The organism is Microbacterium sp. 11MF (genome assembly GCF_000383475.1).
GTDB lineage: Bacteria > Actinomycetota > Actinomycetes > Actinomycetales > Microbacteriaceae > Microbacterium > Microbacterium aquilitoris.
Window position 1 is genome coordinate 408,214 of record NZ_KB911459.1, and the last position, 16,326, is coordinate 424,539.

The window sequence follows — 16,326 nt, forward strand, 5'->3', positions numbered from 1 at the left end:
AATGCACGGTTTTGAGTCCATCTTGCGTGTCGCAGGGTCCGTAGAGAATTACGCACGCAGAGGGATTGAGGGAGTTGGCTCTCGGCTCCCCTGGCCACGACCGCCACTGTTCACGCAACCGATCTGGTCGGTGGTGATGACGATGTCGACAGAGCTTCATATCCCCCACTTCGTCAGCAACTCGTTGGCGAAGTCGCGCGCGGCGTCGCCATTCTTCTCTACCCACAACTGAGCAAGGCACGCGAGTGTATGTGGTCGCCCATAGCGCTCGCCGAGCAAGTTCACCCAATCGTGCGCGTCCTCCGACTCGAGGGTGTCGAGAAACCGCCCAAGGTCTGCAGGGTCTGCTCCCAACCGTTCCGCGAGCAAACCGCGGTCGCCATCGAGACTCATGAACAGATCGTCGGGGTCGTCAGTTGTTGGCAGGAATTGCACTGGCCACTTGCCCTTCGCACCGAATCGCGCGCGCTGGTCTCCGTCCGGCGCGACGGCAAAGTAGATCTCGGGCAGTGGCGGCTTCGGGAGATGGCGAACTATGTCTCCGAGGTACCCCTCACCGTTGCCCCATACGACAGCTGTCCTTCTACCCATCGAAGGTGAGTAGGAATGAAGCATTGCGCGTGCCAGATACCAGGCCGACTCGTCCTCGCAAAAGACAATGCGATCTACGGAAGCTCGCGTCAGGAGGTGGTCAGCTACCGCCGAATCACTTGCAGCGGTCTGCACTTGAGTGTGCCCCTGCTTATCGGTTTGAAGCAGAACGAACGCTTCCTGCTCGACCGCGCTCGCGATTAGCTCCTCGGAATGCGACGCGACCACCATCGTCCAGCGGCGTTGTAGGCAAAGACCGATGAGTCGATTCAACAAACCTTCGACTCCAACGGGTGGAAGGTAAGCATCTGGTTCATCGAGGAGCAAAGTGAGACCAGGCTCGCGGTACTGTTCGAGAATCCAGAACAGCATGTGCACAGAGTACTCGCCAAGGCCCATGTCTAGCGACGTGTAAGCCCGGTCTCGGTACGTCGTTCGAAAGTAGGGGACGAGAGGCTGCGTCCCTGACCACTTGAATCTCTCGGCCGCGCTAGGGTCATTCGGCTCGATTTCAAGTGAGAACCACTGGACTTCTTGGTAGCGGCGCCCGATAATCCGCCGGAGATCATCCCGACGCGTCGCGTCGGGACCGTCGGGGTCAAACTCCTCCGTCATCTCATCGATGTCGTCGCGGGAGCGAAGCACGATCATGGCCTGCTCGCAGAGGTGATGCAGGTCAATGTAGAGCGCGCTGGGTCCAAGGTCGGCCGCGATCTTGCGGAGGACGCGCGACTTCCCCGAACCGTTCTTGCCTCCGATCACGAGGCAGGGCTGGTCTATGACCAGTTCAACTTCGTTCTCCAAGAGGACAGACTGAGGCGCCCGATCGTAGGCAGCGAGCAACTCTCCCCAAAGGAGCTCTTCCTTTGCCCGCCTCACCGCTCGGACACATCCCGGATCGGCTCGCCCCACCGCACCTCATCGAGATACTCGGAGAGGTCCGCCTGGGTAGAGGTGTCCGAATCGGTCCGAAGCGATTCCAGGAACCTCGATGACTGCTTCCTTTGCCGAGTACCAAAGGTGTGCTCGGAAAATAGGTGCACGGCTGCGTCGCGTATGACCACTGACGACACGTCGGTCACCCGGTACGAAGCGCGGTCGTCGTACATCAGCACAACTTCATCGAACCGCGCGCTGGTTCCCGTGTTTGCGCCGCCCTGCCGCAGACGAAGGCGGGTCTCTTCGAACGAATGGAGGAGACCGGGGGGAAGCTCACCGGTGGTGTCGGGGGCCCAGTAAGCGTAGATCAGCCAGGTCTGTAGCGTTCCCTTATTGAACTTGATTCGAGTGTCTCCGGTGTCGATCTGAGCAAGCAACGTGGCGCCGGCGCGCCGCACTCCGTCGAGCGTGGCGTCCTCAAACGCCTCGCCACGGTAAAAGGCCTCCACGGTGTTGTTGTTGATGTGGCTACGCAGGGAGTTGCGCTGAATCGCGACGCATACGCGCGCGATGATGTCGTCGTACGCAAGGCGTTTGTTGGAGAAGCCGATGGTTTCCTGCGACAGCAACCCGTGTTCGATCATGTCATCGACGAGATTTCGCACTTGGTCACGCGCTGGGCCGTGCAGTGCGTTGCGCTTCTCAGAGGGCGTGAGGTTATACGACTGGTTGAGCCTAAAGAAGAGCTCGTTCGGTTCCTGGGGTTTGAAGTCGCGCAGTGTGACAACTGACAACGCGAATCGCATGAACGCACGCTGACGGGCTTCGGGCATCTCCGAGTAGCGCAATCCGTGCAGGTCCGCGATGTCGGCGTCGATGGGAGGGATGGTTCCGTCAACGACGAACTCATCCTTCACGAAGTCGCGGATGGCGACGAGTCGCTGCTGGCCGTCCAGCAGGATCTCGTCCCCGTTCTCCTCCACAACGATGTGCACGGCCGGGACGAACCAATTGCGCAGGATGGTGTCCACGAGCCGTTGCCGTCGTGGACCATTCCAGATCTCGCCACGCTGAAAATCGGGCTGCAGGTCCAGCTGTCCCCTACGAATCCTGCTGAGGATCGTCTCGATCTCGAGGTCAGACTTCTCCGCTCTCAAGCGCATCTCCTTGTCGGTCGCGCCGGCCATGGCGGTGGGGCGCCTCATTGGAGAATAGGGGACCGCCGCACGACTTCCGCCAAACCGCGCCGACCGCGACCCGTGAGACTCCGCGCACGCTCAGCTCGCAAGTTCATTCAAGTCGAACATGGGCGTGTCATAGGGCGAAGGGCTCGGTGCCAAGGGTGGAAGGAAACCGCATCTGCGCCATGAGAGATCCTGAAAGAATCCATGCGCGTCCTCGTCGAAAAGCACGGCGATACGCGCCACTAGCTCGACCGAGCCGCGGACGTCCCCGAGAGCACCAAACGTAGGGCGAAGAATTTGCCAGTCCGCTTCGAGCGGGGTGCCTTCCGAAAACTGCGCTTCAAAATGTACGACCGCGGCGAGGTCGTGCTCCCCTACGTAGACACCGCCCGGTCCAGACCGCGACGTGATGCGAATGGCCGCATCGGCCCATTCGATTCCGACAAGGTCAACCTCGAACGGCCGGTGCGCCAGATCAAGATCCTGTGCTTCCGGTTCTAACGAATCCCGCTATCCCAGTCATGGAGCATTCTGTTCACCTCCTCGTCACGCGCTTCCTGCAACAGGTCGTCAAGGCTCTCCGCGCGCCATCCGAGATTGGCGATGAGCCACTTCGCCAAGTCACGCGCCAGCTCCACCGTTCCGGGCAGGACCGCAATCTCGGCGGCGCGCACATCGCTCAAACCGTCATCGCGATTGCTGAACGCTCGGTCGGCTGAAACCAGGACGACGTCGATGCCTTCCGAAGCCAACTCGACGGTGCTCGTCCAGACCAGGGAGTCGCGATAACCGCCGCCCTTGTCGTCGAACGGTGGAACCCGGTTCGTCGCACGGTGAACGAGTTCAGCGTGAGTCGCGCGGGGCCACGGGAGAGTCCGAAATCCGAGCACGAAGTCAAGTCGTGACCTCACGTACTCGCGGTAGTCGAACTCAGTAGGTTGGACGGGGAGGTTGCCGAGCCCAAGCCGCCTCCACTTTGCCTTCAACTTCTCGGAGTCGCTCAGAGCCTCCTCGACCTGACGACCGTGGTGGGCGACCAGCTCTTCGATAGCGACGACTGGTGTGCACACGTTCAATTGGCCCGTCGAGATGGCGAAGGCCAGCAGATGTGAACAAATACTATCCAGCCGGAAATCCCGCATCAGCTCGGTCGTATTTAGCACCAGAGTTTTCAAGACGGCTCAGCTCCGCTCCGCTCGCTCTAATCAGGCTCCACAACGCGACGTCGAGTGCTCGGGATCGAGAAGCGACGGCACGCCATCATCGTCTTAGAGCAATCTCCGGCGACTACGACACGAAAGCGGTGAACTTCGCCCGCAACCACGATCGCCGCCTCGACATACGGTCCGCTTGGGCCGAACGCCCGTCGGATCCGGCCGCGATGAAGTTCCGACGGCCTCAGTGAGTGCGACGCTGGATGACGCGAGTGCCGGGATCCGGGGGCGGAGCGCCCGGCGGCTTCGCGCCCGGACCCCCCGATGGTTGGCAGCGCAGTCATGTCAACTTCCGACTAGCATTCGACTGAAAGTCATCAGCCGCGAGAAGCCAAACACCTACGCCTCAATCGGCCCAGCACGGCCGACAGCCCCTGCCTCAAGGCTCCGCAAGCGCCCCTCACGGCGCGAACGAGCCTGTATGAGTACGCCTTCCGTAGACGAAAGCAACATCCGCATGCCTGCATCGGCCCACAAGACTCCACTGCCAACCTATGCGGAAATACGCACCTTTTACGATTCGTGGCGGTTCGAGCCTCACCCGGTCCCAATGGGATGGAAGCAGCATCGCGGCTATGCATTCGAGCACATATTGAACTCGCTGTTCACGCTCGAAGGTCTTCGCCCGCGAACCAACTATCGCCCTGCCGGAGAGGAGATTGATGGATCGCTAATTGTTGATCACCGTATCTATCTTCTCGAAGCCAAGTGGTGGGGCGCAGCGCTCCCCGCGTCAGCGCTGTACGCGTTTAAAGGAAAGATCGACGGAAAGCTCGCCGGAACGCTCGGGATCGTCATTTCACAATCCGGGTTCGCGGATGATGCGGTCGACGCACTCGTCTCCGGGAAGGGCGTGAACATGATCCTGTTCGATTCTTCGGATCTCGAAACGATCCTGAGCGAACAAATGAGTTTCGCAGACGCCCTCCGCCAGAAACTCAGATACGCCGCCGAATTCGGCCAGCCGTTCTCACCGCTTCGCGCAAACGCAGCACCGTCCGCGACCTCAACCCCCGACCACGAGACCGCTCAACGCCCGGCATCGGCGCCTGTCAACGTGATCGTCGAGGGCCCAGCGGACGAAGCCGGCTTGCGAGAGTTGCTGAATACTCTCTCGCCCCGAGTGTCGGCACGGACGGCGATCTGGCCTGCGCGAGGAGTGTCGAACCTCATCCCTTTGAGTCTCTCGCTGGCGCAGAAGGGTGTCTCGGACGTAGACATCTTCGTTGACTCCGGTCTCCTCGAGCCGAGTGTCGTTGAGGAAATAGCAACTGGCGCGCGAGATTCGGGAGCGAATCTGATTACGTTCGCCCCGTCATTCATCGATGTTCTCGAACGAGCATGCGAAACCGACTACTACAACCTCGTACCGGCGACCGGGATACCGGCAAAGCACGCGCGCCGAATGGCACAGCACACCAATAGCGAGTTGCTCTGGGAAGCGAGCCCCGAACTTCATGGATGGTGGCTGCAGCGAACTGCCAACCTCACCGAGCGGCCGGAGGACTCAGCGTAGGCCGCCGATCGTCTGCTTCGTGACGGACTTGTCGAAACATAGACGCTGTCGGCCACGGCACGCGGTCGCGAGATCGCTCAGCGCTCCAGACACTCGCGGCCGATGGATGCCAATGCCCGCTACTCGCATCTGGATCTGATGTCCGCGCTCCGCGCGGCGGGGGAGCACCGTCGGCACCGTGACTACTAGTGTTGCCGCGCAGATCGGCCCGAGTCCGGCAGCGGAAAATGCACGCCGAAAGATGGTTTCGCACCACGTTTCTGGCCTGCGATCTGGGCACGCGGTCATGCCTCGGCCGTAAACGATCGTTGCCGGCAGGTGCCCGGTTGAGATGAATCTCAGATTGGGCGCGACTGTAGGGATGGCGCTCGCACGTCGGAGTCGCGCGGCGTAACGTGACATCCGTGGATCCGTTCGACGATGCACAGCAGCCTCGGTGCCCGGTGTGCGGGACCGTGTTGCAGACCGCAAGGCGTGGCTTCATGTGCCGCGCATGCAATCTCACCTTTGTCGACGCGATCGCAGTAGCGGAAGGGTCTGCCGCACGGATAGGTGACATCTGAGTTGGGTTGCCCGGGAGGGCGCCCTGGAAGGATGTCATTGTGCCCAAGCCTTATCCGAGTGAGTTCCGCGATGATGTTGTGCGCGTCGCCAGGGGTCGCGAGCCTGGCGTGACCATCGAGCAGATTGCGACCGATTTCGGTGTCCACCCGATGACCCTCACGAAGTGGTTGCGGCGCGCTGCGGTCGAGGAGGGCGCGAAGCCGGGCGTGACGCGATCCGAAGGCGCCGAGCTGCGCGAGGCGCGGAAGCGGATCCGGTTGCTGCAGGAGGTCGAGGTGCTGCGGCGTGCGGCAGCATATCTGTCGCAGGCGAAATTCCAAGCCGCCCCAGCCGTCACGTGGACGCATCCAGGGGTGCTCGATGCATCGCGAGATCTCGAGCGCCGCGCTACGCGTTCTCGGGGTTTGAGAAGCTTCCCGCCCTGCTCGTGCCGCCCCTCAATCGGACGTTGCAACTATACGGATCCACGTTTCCAAGGCCGGTGCCCAAGGCGCTCTACGGAGCATGAGGACGGGAGTCCGACCGCTCTGTCTAGACGCCGGGATATCCAACTCGGGTGGCGATGCCGTTCCATTCGTCGATCTTTTCGACGAGCATGTTGCTTAATTCTCGCGCCGTGGTCGAGTGCAGGTAGTGCTTGACGCCGTGGATCGTCACCTCGATGCACTCGTCCTCGTCATCGTCGGTCAGCTGCACACCGACGTGACCGTAGGGCCAGTTCTGGGGAACCTCGGGCTCGTGAGTCTCGGTCACCACATTGCCGCTCCGTTCCCGCTTGAGGCGGCTCGCCTTGCCCATGCTCGTTCCTCATCCCCGCATTGCGTCGGTTGCTGGCGGCGCTCGTCAGTTCGGTCCAGGTCCGAGTTTGGTTGCCCTCGAAGCCGCATCTGCACCTTTGCCGATGGTATCTACGATCTGATTCAGCTGTTCATTAGTGGGGCCAGCATGCTTCGCAGCATCGCGGCTGCTGAAGCGAGACAGCGTGTTCTTGATGAACACTGTGTCTCCGAGCACGCGACGGACCTCGCTGCGCTCAGCGTCGTCTGCACCGGCGTAAAACGGCTCGAGGGCCGCCAGCGCCAACTTCACGTCCTCGGCGCTGTCGGCCTCCCGGAAGTGCCGGCGCGCCTCAATCGTGAGGAATGATCCGACGCCGGCAAGGGCAAGGACTAGTGCGCCGCGGAGGACGCCGTCTCCTACGGTCAGCGTCAAATCCTTGTCGATGGCGATCCAGAGAATCCAGCCGCCGACCAAGACGGCGAGAGCGAAGAACACGAAGGACGCCCAGCGCAGACTGTGGGCGTTCCACCGCTCTCGCTTCGCACGCCCCGCCCAGTCGGCGGCGGTGAGGTGACCGGCTGCCTGCTCCACCAGACGTCGTCCCGTCAGCGCAGCGGCTGAGAGCAACTGGACGTGAGCCGCCATCTCGGAGTCGAGCTCGATGTCCCGAGCATCGCGGTCCTGTTTCCACGTCGCGAGGTCGGCTTCCCATTCTCGACGGAGTTGTTCGTCAGCAGTGCTGACGACCTGGGCGATCGTAGCCGCGTCTGCGGTGAGCCTCTCGTGCTGACCATCTATCTTCTTGGTGAGCACGGCGAGCTCCGCGGTCTTGGCCTTCACCTCGTCGTTGAGCGCCGACACGGATGCGCGAAGTTCGTCGAGCTCCAGCTGGCGAGCGGCAACGGCGGTGTCGAGAGCAGCGACGTACGACTCATTGATCTGACGCGGTGGCGGGCCCGGTAGGTCACGCACCCTCGTGCGCAGGTCGTTCATGTAGGACTGCTGCGACCACGACCGGAACGACTGTTCGTCTGTAGCTAGCTGATTCAGGTTGTCGCGGATCACGTTGAGAACGTCGTCGTAGAGCGTCGGTTGTGGGTTGGACTTCGACTTCGCGGCAGCCTCCAGCATGGTGAGGACCTCGCGGCGGTCGTCCTCGAGTGGCTGCTGGGAGTACTTGACCGTGTCCAGCGCTCCGAGCTTTAGGTCGATCAGCCCCCACACCTCGTGCTGTCTATACCGCTCGATCTGCGTCTGTGCCATGAATGGAATCTATCGGCGATCACTGACGCTGCTACTGCGACGTGCGCGAGCTAGCTCCCGGGCGCGATCTTGCACTCGCTGATGGCGATCGCACGTGCGATCGCTGTACGCCTCGTACCCGGATCGGGCAGTGCCCGCAGAGGGGTCGGCGCCCTCGCCGACGTGCACGACTGGTCGCGCTACCGGGAGGATCCGATCGGGCGCCTCACCAGCACGGTCCGCTGGGTCATCACGCTCACCTACGGGGCGACGACGCAGCCCAATGCCGAGACGGCCCGCGTCGGGCGCTTCCACTGCCGCGTGCTGTGGAACCGGAATGCCGACTTGGTCAAGCTTGGCTGAGATGCGGCATCCGTTAGCCTGACATTCACACGGCGCGACGAGCAGGGGAGGCGAGCATGATCCACGACTTCTTGCATGTCGTCCTCGAGGTCCTTGGACTGCTTGTCGCCGTCGACCCGTCGGCGACCGGCTCGGCTCTCACCGTCGCTCTCCTCGCGCTCGCCGTCCTCACGCTCGCGCTTCTCGCGACCACCGTGAACGCCGCGGGGCGCGGAGCGGCACCGCATCCCACCCGTCGCATCGAACTCACCGCGCCGCTCGCACAGAGCGATCCCGATGCGCCCGGACACATCCGCCGTCGCGGGCCCAGTCAGGTGACTGCGGCCGCGTAGCGTCGAACCGTCCGGGCACTGCGTGCCCCGGCATCCGTTCGCGGCCGATCAGCCGACCCTGATCGCTCCGACGAACGGAACCCCGTGGACATCACCACCCTGCCTGTCATCTCCACCCTGCTCGACCTCACCTCCCGCGGCCTCATCGGCCTGACCTCGCTCCTCACCCCGTGGACGGGAGCGTTCGCGGGCGCGCTCGCCATCGTGCTCGTGACCCTGGCGGTGCGGGCGGCGCTCATCCCCGCTGGCATCGCCCAAGCCAGAGCCGACAAAGCGCGCATCCGCCTCGCGCCGCGCCTGCGTGAACTCCAGACCCGCTACCGAAGCGACCGGGAACGCCTGCAGCGCGAAACCATGGAGCTCTACCGCTCCGAGAACGTGTCGCCGTTCGCCAGCTGTCTGCCGATCCTCATCCAGGCGCCGATCGTCGGCCTGCTGTACTCCGTGTTCATCCACCCGAACCTCGCCGGGCACACCAACGAGCTGCTGTCGCAAACCCTGCTCGGCGTTCCGCTCGGCACGAGCCTGTTTCACGCCGTCTTGACCGGAACCGCCGGTGTCGCGACCTGGCTCGTAATCGGATGCCTCGTGCTCGCGATCGCGGCGGTGGGGGAGATCACGCGGCGGGCGTTTCGGATCACGCCGGTGGAGGGGGTGCCGGGTGTTCCGGTGGCGATGCTCGGAGCGCTGCAGTTCATGACCGCGGTGGTGGCGGTGTTCGTGCCGCTCGCGGCGGGGATCTACCTGCTGACGACGGTCACGTGGACGCTGGGGCAGCGGTTGGTGCTCAGACGGGTCTTCGGATGACGCGCACCCAAACCGGCGCAGACTCCCGGCCCTACTCGGACGACCAGCCCGCCGCGATGCGGGTGCATTCCGCTCGCTTCGCGGCGAGGTCGACGAGGTCCCGTTCGAAAGCCGCGACCTTCGGGTCGAGGTGATCGTCCGCGGTCCGGTGCCTCGCCAAAAGGTCGAGATTGGCTCGCGCCGTGTGGTTCGTGCCCTCGAGCGCCGCCCGCAGAGCCTCCACCGCGACGCGCAGATCCGCCTCGACGTGCGGGTTGCCGATGTCGGCCAGCAGCCTGACCTCCTCGAGGAGGGATGCCGCGACCCGGCCGACGTCCAGTGCCGACGCGACGGCGACGACCGTCGCGTCCCGAACCGCCCGCTCGCGGTCGGGACCCTGGTCCATCGCGAGAGCCGCACCGAAAGCCGCGGACCGGACGCCGTCTTCCTCGGCGGCATCCAGCGCCAGGCGCCGCGTGCGGCTCAATCGTTGCTCGGCCTGTCGAGCCTCGGGGTCATCGTCGGTGTATGCCGCCACCATTCCCAGCAACCCTGCGGCGATGCCCGTCATCACGCCGCAGGCGGCTCCACCACCCGGTGCCCCCTTCGCCTGCGCGAGACGGTCCACCCATTCCGCGACCGGCGTCTCCGCGGGGTCGATGTCATCGCTGGCCATGCGACGACGCTACCCGTGCGGCTCCCGGTGACGAAGCCGGGGGAGGGGCCGGCGAGCATACGTCCGCGGTCGCCCACTGCAACCCTTCGAGGCGAAAAGACACCGTGATCTACCGTGACATCATGACCCGCCCTCTGCCCTTCGACGTCACGCCCTGGGGCATCGGCCTAAGCGGCGTCGATGTCGACCGCCTGCCGCACCGCGAGTCCGTCTTCGCCCTCTCCAACGGGCACATCGGGTGGCGCGGGCTGCTCGACGAGGGGGAGCCCCACGGCGTTCCGGGCAGCTACCTCAACGGCGTCTTCGAAGAGCATCCGATGCCCTACGCCGAAGGCGGCTACGGGTACCCCGAGTCGGGGCAGAGCGTCATCAACGTGCCGAACGGACAGGTCATCCGCCTCACCGTCGACGACGAACCCCTCGACATCCGCGAGGGCACCCTCCACCACCACGAACAGCACCTCGATTTCCGCGCCGGCACCCTCGAACGCACGCTCACCTGGACCTCGCCCGCAGGCAGCACCGTCCGCATCCGCTCGACCCGCATCGTCTCGCTCGCCCACCGCTCCGTCGCGGCTGTCCGGTACGAGGTCGAAGCCGTCGACGATCCGATCACGATCACCCTCCAGTCCGAGCTCGTCGCGAACGAACCCCTGCCGGAGCCGCACCCCGACCCGCGCGTGCAGGACATCCTCGAGACCCCGCTCCGCAGCGCGGGGAGCTTCGTCTTCGACAGCGCTGCGACCCTCGTCCACGAAACCCGCAACAGCGGGATCGGCGTCGCCGTCAGCATGGACCACCTCGTGTCTGGCGCGACCGCCGAGGTGCGCACCGCGGCATCCGACGACCTCGCCCGCACCACCATCCGCGCCCGCCTCGCACCCGGCGAACGGCTCGAGGTCGTCAAGATCGTCGGGCATGCCTGGGCCTCCGGGATCTCGGCGCCCGGCCTTCGCGACCGCGCCGAAGCCGCCGTCGCCGACGCGATGCGGGACGGCTGGACCGGCCTCCTCGCCGCGCAGCGCGAACGGCTCGACGACTTCTGGACCTGCGCCGACGTCCGCGTCGACGGGCAGCCCCGCCTGCAGCAGGCGGTGCGGTTCGCGCTGTTCTCGGTGTTCCAGGCCGCGGCGCGCGCCGAGCAGCGCTCCGTTCCCGGCAAGGGACTGACCGGCGCCGGGTACGCCGGCCACACGTTCTGGGACTTCGAGGCCTACGTTCTGCCCGTCCTCACGGCGACCGCACCGGATGCCGCGAGGGAAGCCCTCCGCTGGCGCCACGCCACCCTCGACCACGCCCGCGACCGCGCGCGCCAGCTGCACCTGCAGGGTGCGGCGTTCGCGTGGCGGACCATCGACGGACGCGAGTCATCGGGATACTGGCCCGCCAGCACCGCCGCGTTCCACATCAACGCCGACATCGCCGCCGCCGTCGTCCATTACGTGCGCGCGACCGGCGACGTCGACTTCGAACGCGAGGCAGGCCTAGAAATCCTCGTCGAGACCGCCCGGCTCTGGCAGTCGCTCGGCCGCACCGACGCCGACGGTCGCTTCCACATCGACGGCGTCACCGGCCCCGACGAGTACACCGCCCTGTACGACGACAACGTCTTCACCAACCTGATGGCCCGCGCGAACCTCGACGCCGCCGCGGATGCCGCGCGCCGGCATCCGGATCTCGCTCGCACTTTCGGGGTCGACGACGGCGAGATCGGCGGGTGGGTGCGCACCGCCGCCGCCATGCACGTGCCGTATGACGAGGAACGCGGCGTGCACCCGCAGGCGGCGCGATTCACAGAACTTGAACGATGGGACTTCGAGACCGACACCCCCGGCGACGAGCTGCTGCAGGAGCGGTACCCGTACGTGCAGCTCTACCGCAAGCAGGTGCTCAAGCAGGCCGACCTCGTGCTCGCCCTGTTCTTCTGCACCGACGCGTTCACGGTAGACGAGAAGGCGCGGGCATTCCGCTACTACGAGGCGTTGACCGTGCGGGACTCGTCACTGTCGGCGGCGATCCAGGCGGTGGTCGCCGCCGAGGTCGGGCACCTCGGGCTCGCGGCCGACTACCTCGCCGAAGCCGCGACGATCGACCTCGACGACCTGCACGGAAAAGCCGAGGACGGCCTGCATATCGCGTCGTTCGGCGGCATCTGGACGGCGCTCGTCGCCGGCTTCGGCGGCATGCGCGACACGGCCGATGGGCTGCGGTTCGCCCCGCGGCTGCCGGAGCAGCTGACCGGTCTCGCGTTCGGCATCCGCTGGCAGGGCCGTACCTTGCATCTCGAGATCGCACCGGATGCCACGACCTACCGTGTCAGCGCCGGTGAGCCGATGTCGATCCGGCACTTCGGCGAGCCGGTGGAGCTGACGTCCGGTGCGGACGTGACGATGCCGACGCCGGCGCTGCCGGACCCGGGGGAGCGCCCGACCCAGCCGAAGGGCCGCGAGCCGCGGCCGTTCGCTGAGGCGCTCGCGGAGTGATGCGCGGACTCCGCGCGGCGTGGGCCGTCCCCACATGGTCACGCCGCGCGGCATCCGCCAAGATCGTCGCGATGTGCATGCCATCCCCCAGAAGACACGCCGCGATAATCGGGATTGTCGAACGCTGTCAGCGTAGGGAAGCGCGCTGGGCGGTCGCGATGGGGAGAACTGCCCATCGATCAGATCGGACCAGAAACGTCGCCCCGCTAGCCTGAGCGCGTGCCCTTCGCGCTCGCGCTCACCGTCATCCTCACCCTGCTTGCGATCTTCCAGATCACGCTCGCACTCGGTGCCCCGCTGGGTAGATTCGCGTGGGGAGGTCAGCACCGCGCACTGCCGCTGCGACTCCGTATCGGCAGCCTCGTGTCGGTCGTCATCTACGCGCTGATCGCCGTCCTCGCCTGGGATCGCGTCCGCGCCATCGACGTCCTTCCCGGCGTCGTCGCCCAGGTCGGCATGTGGGTCGTCTTCGCGTACTTCGTGCTCGGCACCCTCATGAACGCCCTGTCCCGCAGCAAGCCGGAACGGTTAACGATGGTGCTCGTCACGATCGTGCTCGCCGTGCTCTCGTTCCTCATCGCCGTGGGGTACGGGGAGGTCGCGATGGCGGCCCGCGTCTAGCGCCGCACCGCCCCATGCCTCCGCGGCGGTGGCAGGCTGGAACCGTGACGTCCTCCGCCCCTCCGCGTGTCGCACGGCTCCGCGCCCGGCTGCTCACCGCCCTCGCCGGTGACCCGACCGGAATGGCGCCGTATGTCCGCGCGCTCGCCGAGGGCGACGACACCGGCTACTTCGTCGAGAACGGCCCCGCGTGGACCGTTCACGCCGGTATGGGCACCCTGGTCGCCGGCATCCGCGCCCTTCTCCTTCAGGCCCTGCACCCTGGCGCCCTCGCCGGCGTGCACGACTGGTCGCGCTACCGCGACGACCCGATCGGGCGCCTCACCGGCACCGTCCGCTGGGTCATCGCGCTCACCTACGGGTCGGCGACGCAAGCGGATGCCGAGACGGCGCGCGTCGGGCGCTTCCACCAGCGCGTGCAGGGCGAGTACGTCGCCGGTAACGGTTCCGCGCGGACGTACACCGCCGAGGCCACCGACCTCGTGCGCTGGGTGCACCTCGCCTTCACTGACGCGTTCCTGCGCAGCCACGAGGCGTACGGCGGGTCGATCCCCGGCGGCCCCGACGCGTACGTCGCCGACTGGGCGACCGCCGGACGCCTCATGCGCGTGCCCGATCCGCCGCTCACCGAGGCCGCGCTGCGCGCCGAGATCGACGGCTTCCTCGACCGCGGCGAGCTGCGTCGCGACGAGCGCGTCGACGACGTCGTGCGGTTCCTCAAGAAGCCCCCGTTCACCGGGATGATGGGCGTCGCCTACCGCGTGCTGTTCGCGGCGGCGGTCGCGACCTTCCCGCCGCGCATCCGACGGATGCTGGGCCTCCGCCGCTCGTGGCTCCCGGTGAAGACGGCGACCCGCCTCATCCTGCGCGTCACCGAACGCGCGCTGGGTTCCGGGCCTCGCGCGCAGGACATGGCGCGACTGCGGTTGCGGCGGCTGGAGGGCTAACGCGCGCCCCGGCCACACTGCACACCCATCGTCAAGAGCCGCCGCCGACATAGCGAAGGGTGTGACACTCGCCTCATGCGAACAATCGTCATCACCGGCGCCAGCGACGGTATCGGAGCCGCGGCATCCCGTCAGCTCGTCTCGAAGGGCCACCGCGTCATCCTCGTCGGACGCTCACCCGAAAAGACCCGGGCGGTCGCGAATGAGGTCGGGATGCCCCACCACCTCGCCGACTTCTCCGACCTGGCACAGGTGCGTCGCCTCGCGGACGAACTGCTCGCCGCTTACCCGCGCATCGACGTGCTCGCCAACAACGCCGGCGGCATATTCGGTCCCCGCAAGCTCACCACCGACGGGTTCGAGCAGACGTTCCAGGTGAACCACCTCGGCCCGTTCCTGCTGACCAACCTGCTGCACGATCGGCTGGTCGAGAGCGAGGCATCCATCATCCAGACCGCCAGCGCCGCGGCCCGCATCTTCTCGCGGTTCGACATCGCCGACCTCAACGGTGCACGCCGCTACTCCGGACGCGTCGCCTACGGCAACGCCAAGCTGTCGAACATCCTCTTCACCCGCGAACTTCAGCGCCGGTGGGGGAGCGAGGGCATCTCGGCCGGAGCGTTCCACCCCGGCGTCGTCGCGACCGGCTTCGCGGGCAACCTGACCGGACCGTTCCGGTTCATGTACCACAACCCCCTCGCCAAGCGACTGCTGACGACGACCGACGAGGGCGGCAAGCGCCTCGTGTTCCTCGCCGACGGAAAGCCCGGCACCGACTGGCTCCCCGGCGCCTACTACGAGAACGACCGCGTCACGAAGACGCACAAGCTCGCCACCGACGAGCAACTCGCCCGCGAGCTGTGGGACCGCAGCGTCGAGATGGTGAAGCTCGGCTGAGGAGGGATGCCGCGATGCCGCAGTACGCCGTCCTGATCTACACCGACGACTCCGCGCACGCGCTCGACGCATCGGACGAGCATCTCGCCGAGCCCAACGCCCACGGTGACGAACTCGCCCAGTCGGGAGCACTGCGGGCCGCCTACGCGTTCACGCCGCGCGAGCTCGCCCGCTCCGTGCGGGCCGACGGGGTGACCGACGGGCCGTTCGTCGACTCGGCGCAAATCGTCGCGGGTGTCTACGTCATCGAGGCGGACGACGAGGATGCGGCACTCGCCATCGCGGCGACCAATCCCGCCATCCGCGGCGCCGGCGGTGTCGAGGTCAGGCTCATCCACAGCCGCACCTGAAACCGTAGGCGAGCGCGGCGTGACCCACCCCAGGGCCACGCCGCGGCATCCGTCAGCTCTGGATGAACGCCAGGATGTCGGGGTTGAGCACGTCGGCATGCGTCGTCAGCATGCCGTGCGGGTAGCTCTCGTAGATCTTCAGCGTCGAGTTCTGCAGCATCTCGGCCTGCTGTAGCGCCGCGGCCTTGTACGGCACCACCTGGTCGTCGTCGCCCTGGATCACGAACACGGGAACGGTGATCGCCGCGAGGTCCTCGCGCTGATCCGTCTCGCTGAACGCCTTGATGCCCTCGTAGTGCGCGAGCGCGCTGCCCGTCATGCCCTGCCGCCACCAGTTGTCGATCACCGGCTGCGACGGCGTGACGCCGTCGCGGTTGAAGCCGTAGAACGGACCGGATGCCACGGCCTCGAAGAACTCGGCACGGTTCGCCGCGAGCGCCTCGCGGAACCCGTCGAACACTGACAGGGGAGTGCCCTCGGTGTTCCAGTCGGTCTGCAGCATCAGCGGCGGCACGGCCGCGACCAGCACCGCCTTCGCCACGCGGCCCTGCGGCTCGCCGTACTTCGCGACGTACCGTGCGACCTGACCGCCACCCGTCGAGTGACCGATGTGTACCGCATTCTGCAGATCGAGGTGCTCGACGACCGCGCTCACATCGCTCGCGTAGTGATCCATGTCGTGACCCGTCGCGATCTGCGACGACCGGCCGTGTCCCCGACGGTCGCTCGCGATTACGCGGAATCCCTTGCCGAGGAAGTACAGCATCTGTGCGTCCCAATCGTCGGACGACAGCGGCCACCCGTGGTGGAACACGATCGGCTGGGCGCTCTTGTCGCCCCAGTCCTTGAAGTAGATCTCGGCGCCGTCGTCCGTGGTGATGAAAGGCATGGGCTTGTCTCC

The 16,326-nt window shown here is 65.9% G+C and carries 16 protein-coding genes and 1 pseudogene; 10 read left to right on the top strand and 7 right to left on the bottom strand.

The features are described from left to right. Window positions 1-156: 156 nt before the first annotated feature. The 3 genes from H286_RS0101975 to H286_RS0101990 all read right to left on the bottom strand — a co-directional run bounded on the left by H286_RS0101975 (window position 157) and on the right by H286_RS0101990 (window position 3,817). Window positions 157-1,395, bottom strand: coding sequence for a hypothetical protein (locus H286_RS0101975; protein ID WP_155900280.1), 1,239 nt, complete (start codon window positions 1,393-1,395; stop codon window positions 157-159). A gap of 71 nt (window positions 1,396-1,466) precedes the next feature. After that, the gene (locus H286_RS0101980; RefSeq protein ID WP_028497358.1) at window positions 1,467-2,657 is read right to left on the bottom strand and encodes a DUF262 domain-containing protein; all 1,191 of its coding nucleotides are present in this window, start codon (window positions 2,655-2,657) and stop codon (window positions 1,467-1,469) included. A 494-nt stretch (window positions 2,658-3,151) separates the two neighbouring features. Beyond that, complete coding sequence (locus tag H286_RS0101990; RefSeq protein ID WP_020096901.1) at window positions 3,152-3,817, bottom strand: PIN domain-containing protein; 666 nt, start codon at window positions 3,815-3,817, stop codon at window positions 3,152-3,154. A gap of 472 nt (window positions 3,818-4,289) precedes the next feature. Here H286_RS0101990 and H286_RS14750 point away from each other — a divergent pair, with 472 nt between their 5' ends. Next, window positions 4,290-5,384, top strand: a complete 1,095-nt coding sequence (locus H286_RS14750; protein ID WP_081630820.1) for a restriction endonuclease — start codon at window positions 4,290-4,292, stop codon at window positions 5,382-5,384. Between the two features lie 602 nt (window positions 5,385-5,986). Then, window positions 5,987-6,202: pseudogene (locus H286_RS15250) on the top strand (transposase); the annotation flags it as partial. Between the two features lie 277 nt (window positions 6,203-6,479). Here the strand turns inward: H286_RS15250 and H286_RS14995 are convergent. Next, window positions 6,480-6,701, bottom strand: a complete 222-nt coding sequence (locus tag H286_RS14995; protein ID WP_196800632.1) for a hypothetical protein — start codon at window positions 6,699-6,701, stop codon at window positions 6,480-6,482. Window positions 6,702-6,791: 90 nt separating this feature from the next. After that, window positions 6,792-7,991, bottom strand: coding sequence for a hypothetical protein (locus tag H286_RS0102000; RefSeq protein WP_020096903.1), 1,200 nt, complete (start codon window positions 7,989-7,991; stop codon window positions 6,792-6,794). 81 nt (window positions 7,992-8,072) lie between these two features. Between H286_RS0102000 and H286_RS15115 the strand changes: the two genes are divergently transcribed. The 3 genes from H286_RS15115 (at window position 8,073) to H286_RS0102015 (ending at window position 9,472) form a co-directional block, all read left to right on the top strand. Then, window positions 8,073-8,333: an oxygenase MpaB family protein gene (locus tag H286_RS15115; RefSeq protein ID WP_020096904.1), complete on the top strand. Its 261-nt coding sequence runs from the start codon at window positions 8,073-8,075 to the stop codon at window positions 8,331-8,333. 56 nt (window positions 8,334-8,389) lie between these two features. Beyond that, window positions 8,390-8,665 (top strand): DUF6412 domain-containing protein, encoded by a 276-nt coding sequence (locus H286_RS0102010; RefSeq protein ID WP_020096905.1) that lies wholly within the window; start codon window positions 8,390-8,392, stop codon window positions 8,663-8,665. Between the two features lie 84 nt (window positions 8,666-8,749). After that, complete coding sequence (locus H286_RS0102015; RefSeq protein ID WP_020096906.1) at window positions 8,750-9,472, top strand: YidC/Oxa1 family membrane protein insertase; 723 nt, start codon at window positions 8,750-8,752, stop codon at window positions 9,470-9,472. A 31-nt stretch (window positions 9,473-9,503) separates the two neighbouring features. On the opposite strand, the gene H286_RS0102020 is transcribed toward H286_RS0102015, so the two are convergent. Continuing rightward, entirely contained in the window at window positions 9,504-10,127 is a 624-nt protein-coding gene (locus tag H286_RS0102020) for a cyclodeaminase/cyclohydrolase family protein (protein WP_020096907.1), read from the bottom strand. 122 nt (window positions 10,128-10,249) lie between these two features. Between H286_RS0102020 and H286_RS0102025 the strand changes: the two genes are divergently transcribed. The 5 genes from H286_RS0102025 to H286_RS0102045 all read left to right on the top strand — a co-directional run bounded on the left by H286_RS0102025 (window position 10,250) and on the right by H286_RS0102045 (window position 15,425). Beyond that, window positions 10,250-12,610 (top strand): glycoside hydrolase family 65 protein, encoded by a 2,361-nt coding sequence (locus H286_RS0102025; protein WP_036324070.1) that lies wholly within the window; start codon window positions 10,250-10,252, stop codon window positions 12,608-12,610. 219 nt (window positions 12,611-12,829) lie between these two features. Further along, window positions 12,830-13,231: a hypothetical protein gene (locus H286_RS0102030; protein WP_020096909.1), complete on the top strand. Its 402-nt coding sequence runs from the start codon at window positions 12,830-12,832 to the stop codon at window positions 13,229-13,231. A 44-nt stretch (window positions 13,232-13,275) separates the two neighbouring features. Then, window positions 13,276-14,178, top strand: coding sequence for an oxygenase MpaB family protein (locus H286_RS0102035; RefSeq protein ID WP_020096910.1), 903 nt, complete (start codon window positions 13,276-13,278; stop codon window positions 14,176-14,178). Window positions 14,179-14,253: 75 nt separating this feature from the next. Then, window positions 14,254-15,075, top strand: a complete 822-nt coding sequence (locus tag H286_RS0102040; RefSeq protein ID WP_020096911.1) for an SDR family NAD(P)-dependent oxidoreductase — start codon at window positions 14,254-14,256, stop codon at window positions 15,073-15,075. A 14-nt stretch (window positions 15,076-15,089) separates the two neighbouring features. After that, a complete protein-coding gene (locus tag H286_RS0102045) occupies window positions 15,090-15,425 on the top strand; it encodes a YciI family protein (RefSeq protein WP_020096912.1) in 336 nt (111 codons plus the stop codon). Window positions 15,426-15,477: 52 nt separating this feature from the next. Here H286_RS0102045 and H286_RS0102050 read toward each other — a convergent pair whose 3' ends face one another. Further along, the gene (locus H286_RS0102050) at window positions 15,478-16,314 is read right to left on the bottom strand and encodes an alpha/beta fold hydrolase (RefSeq protein WP_020096913.1); all 837 of its coding nucleotides are present in this window, start codon (window positions 16,312-16,314) and stop codon (window positions 15,478-15,480) included. Window positions 16,315-16,326 lie beyond the last annotated feature (12 nt).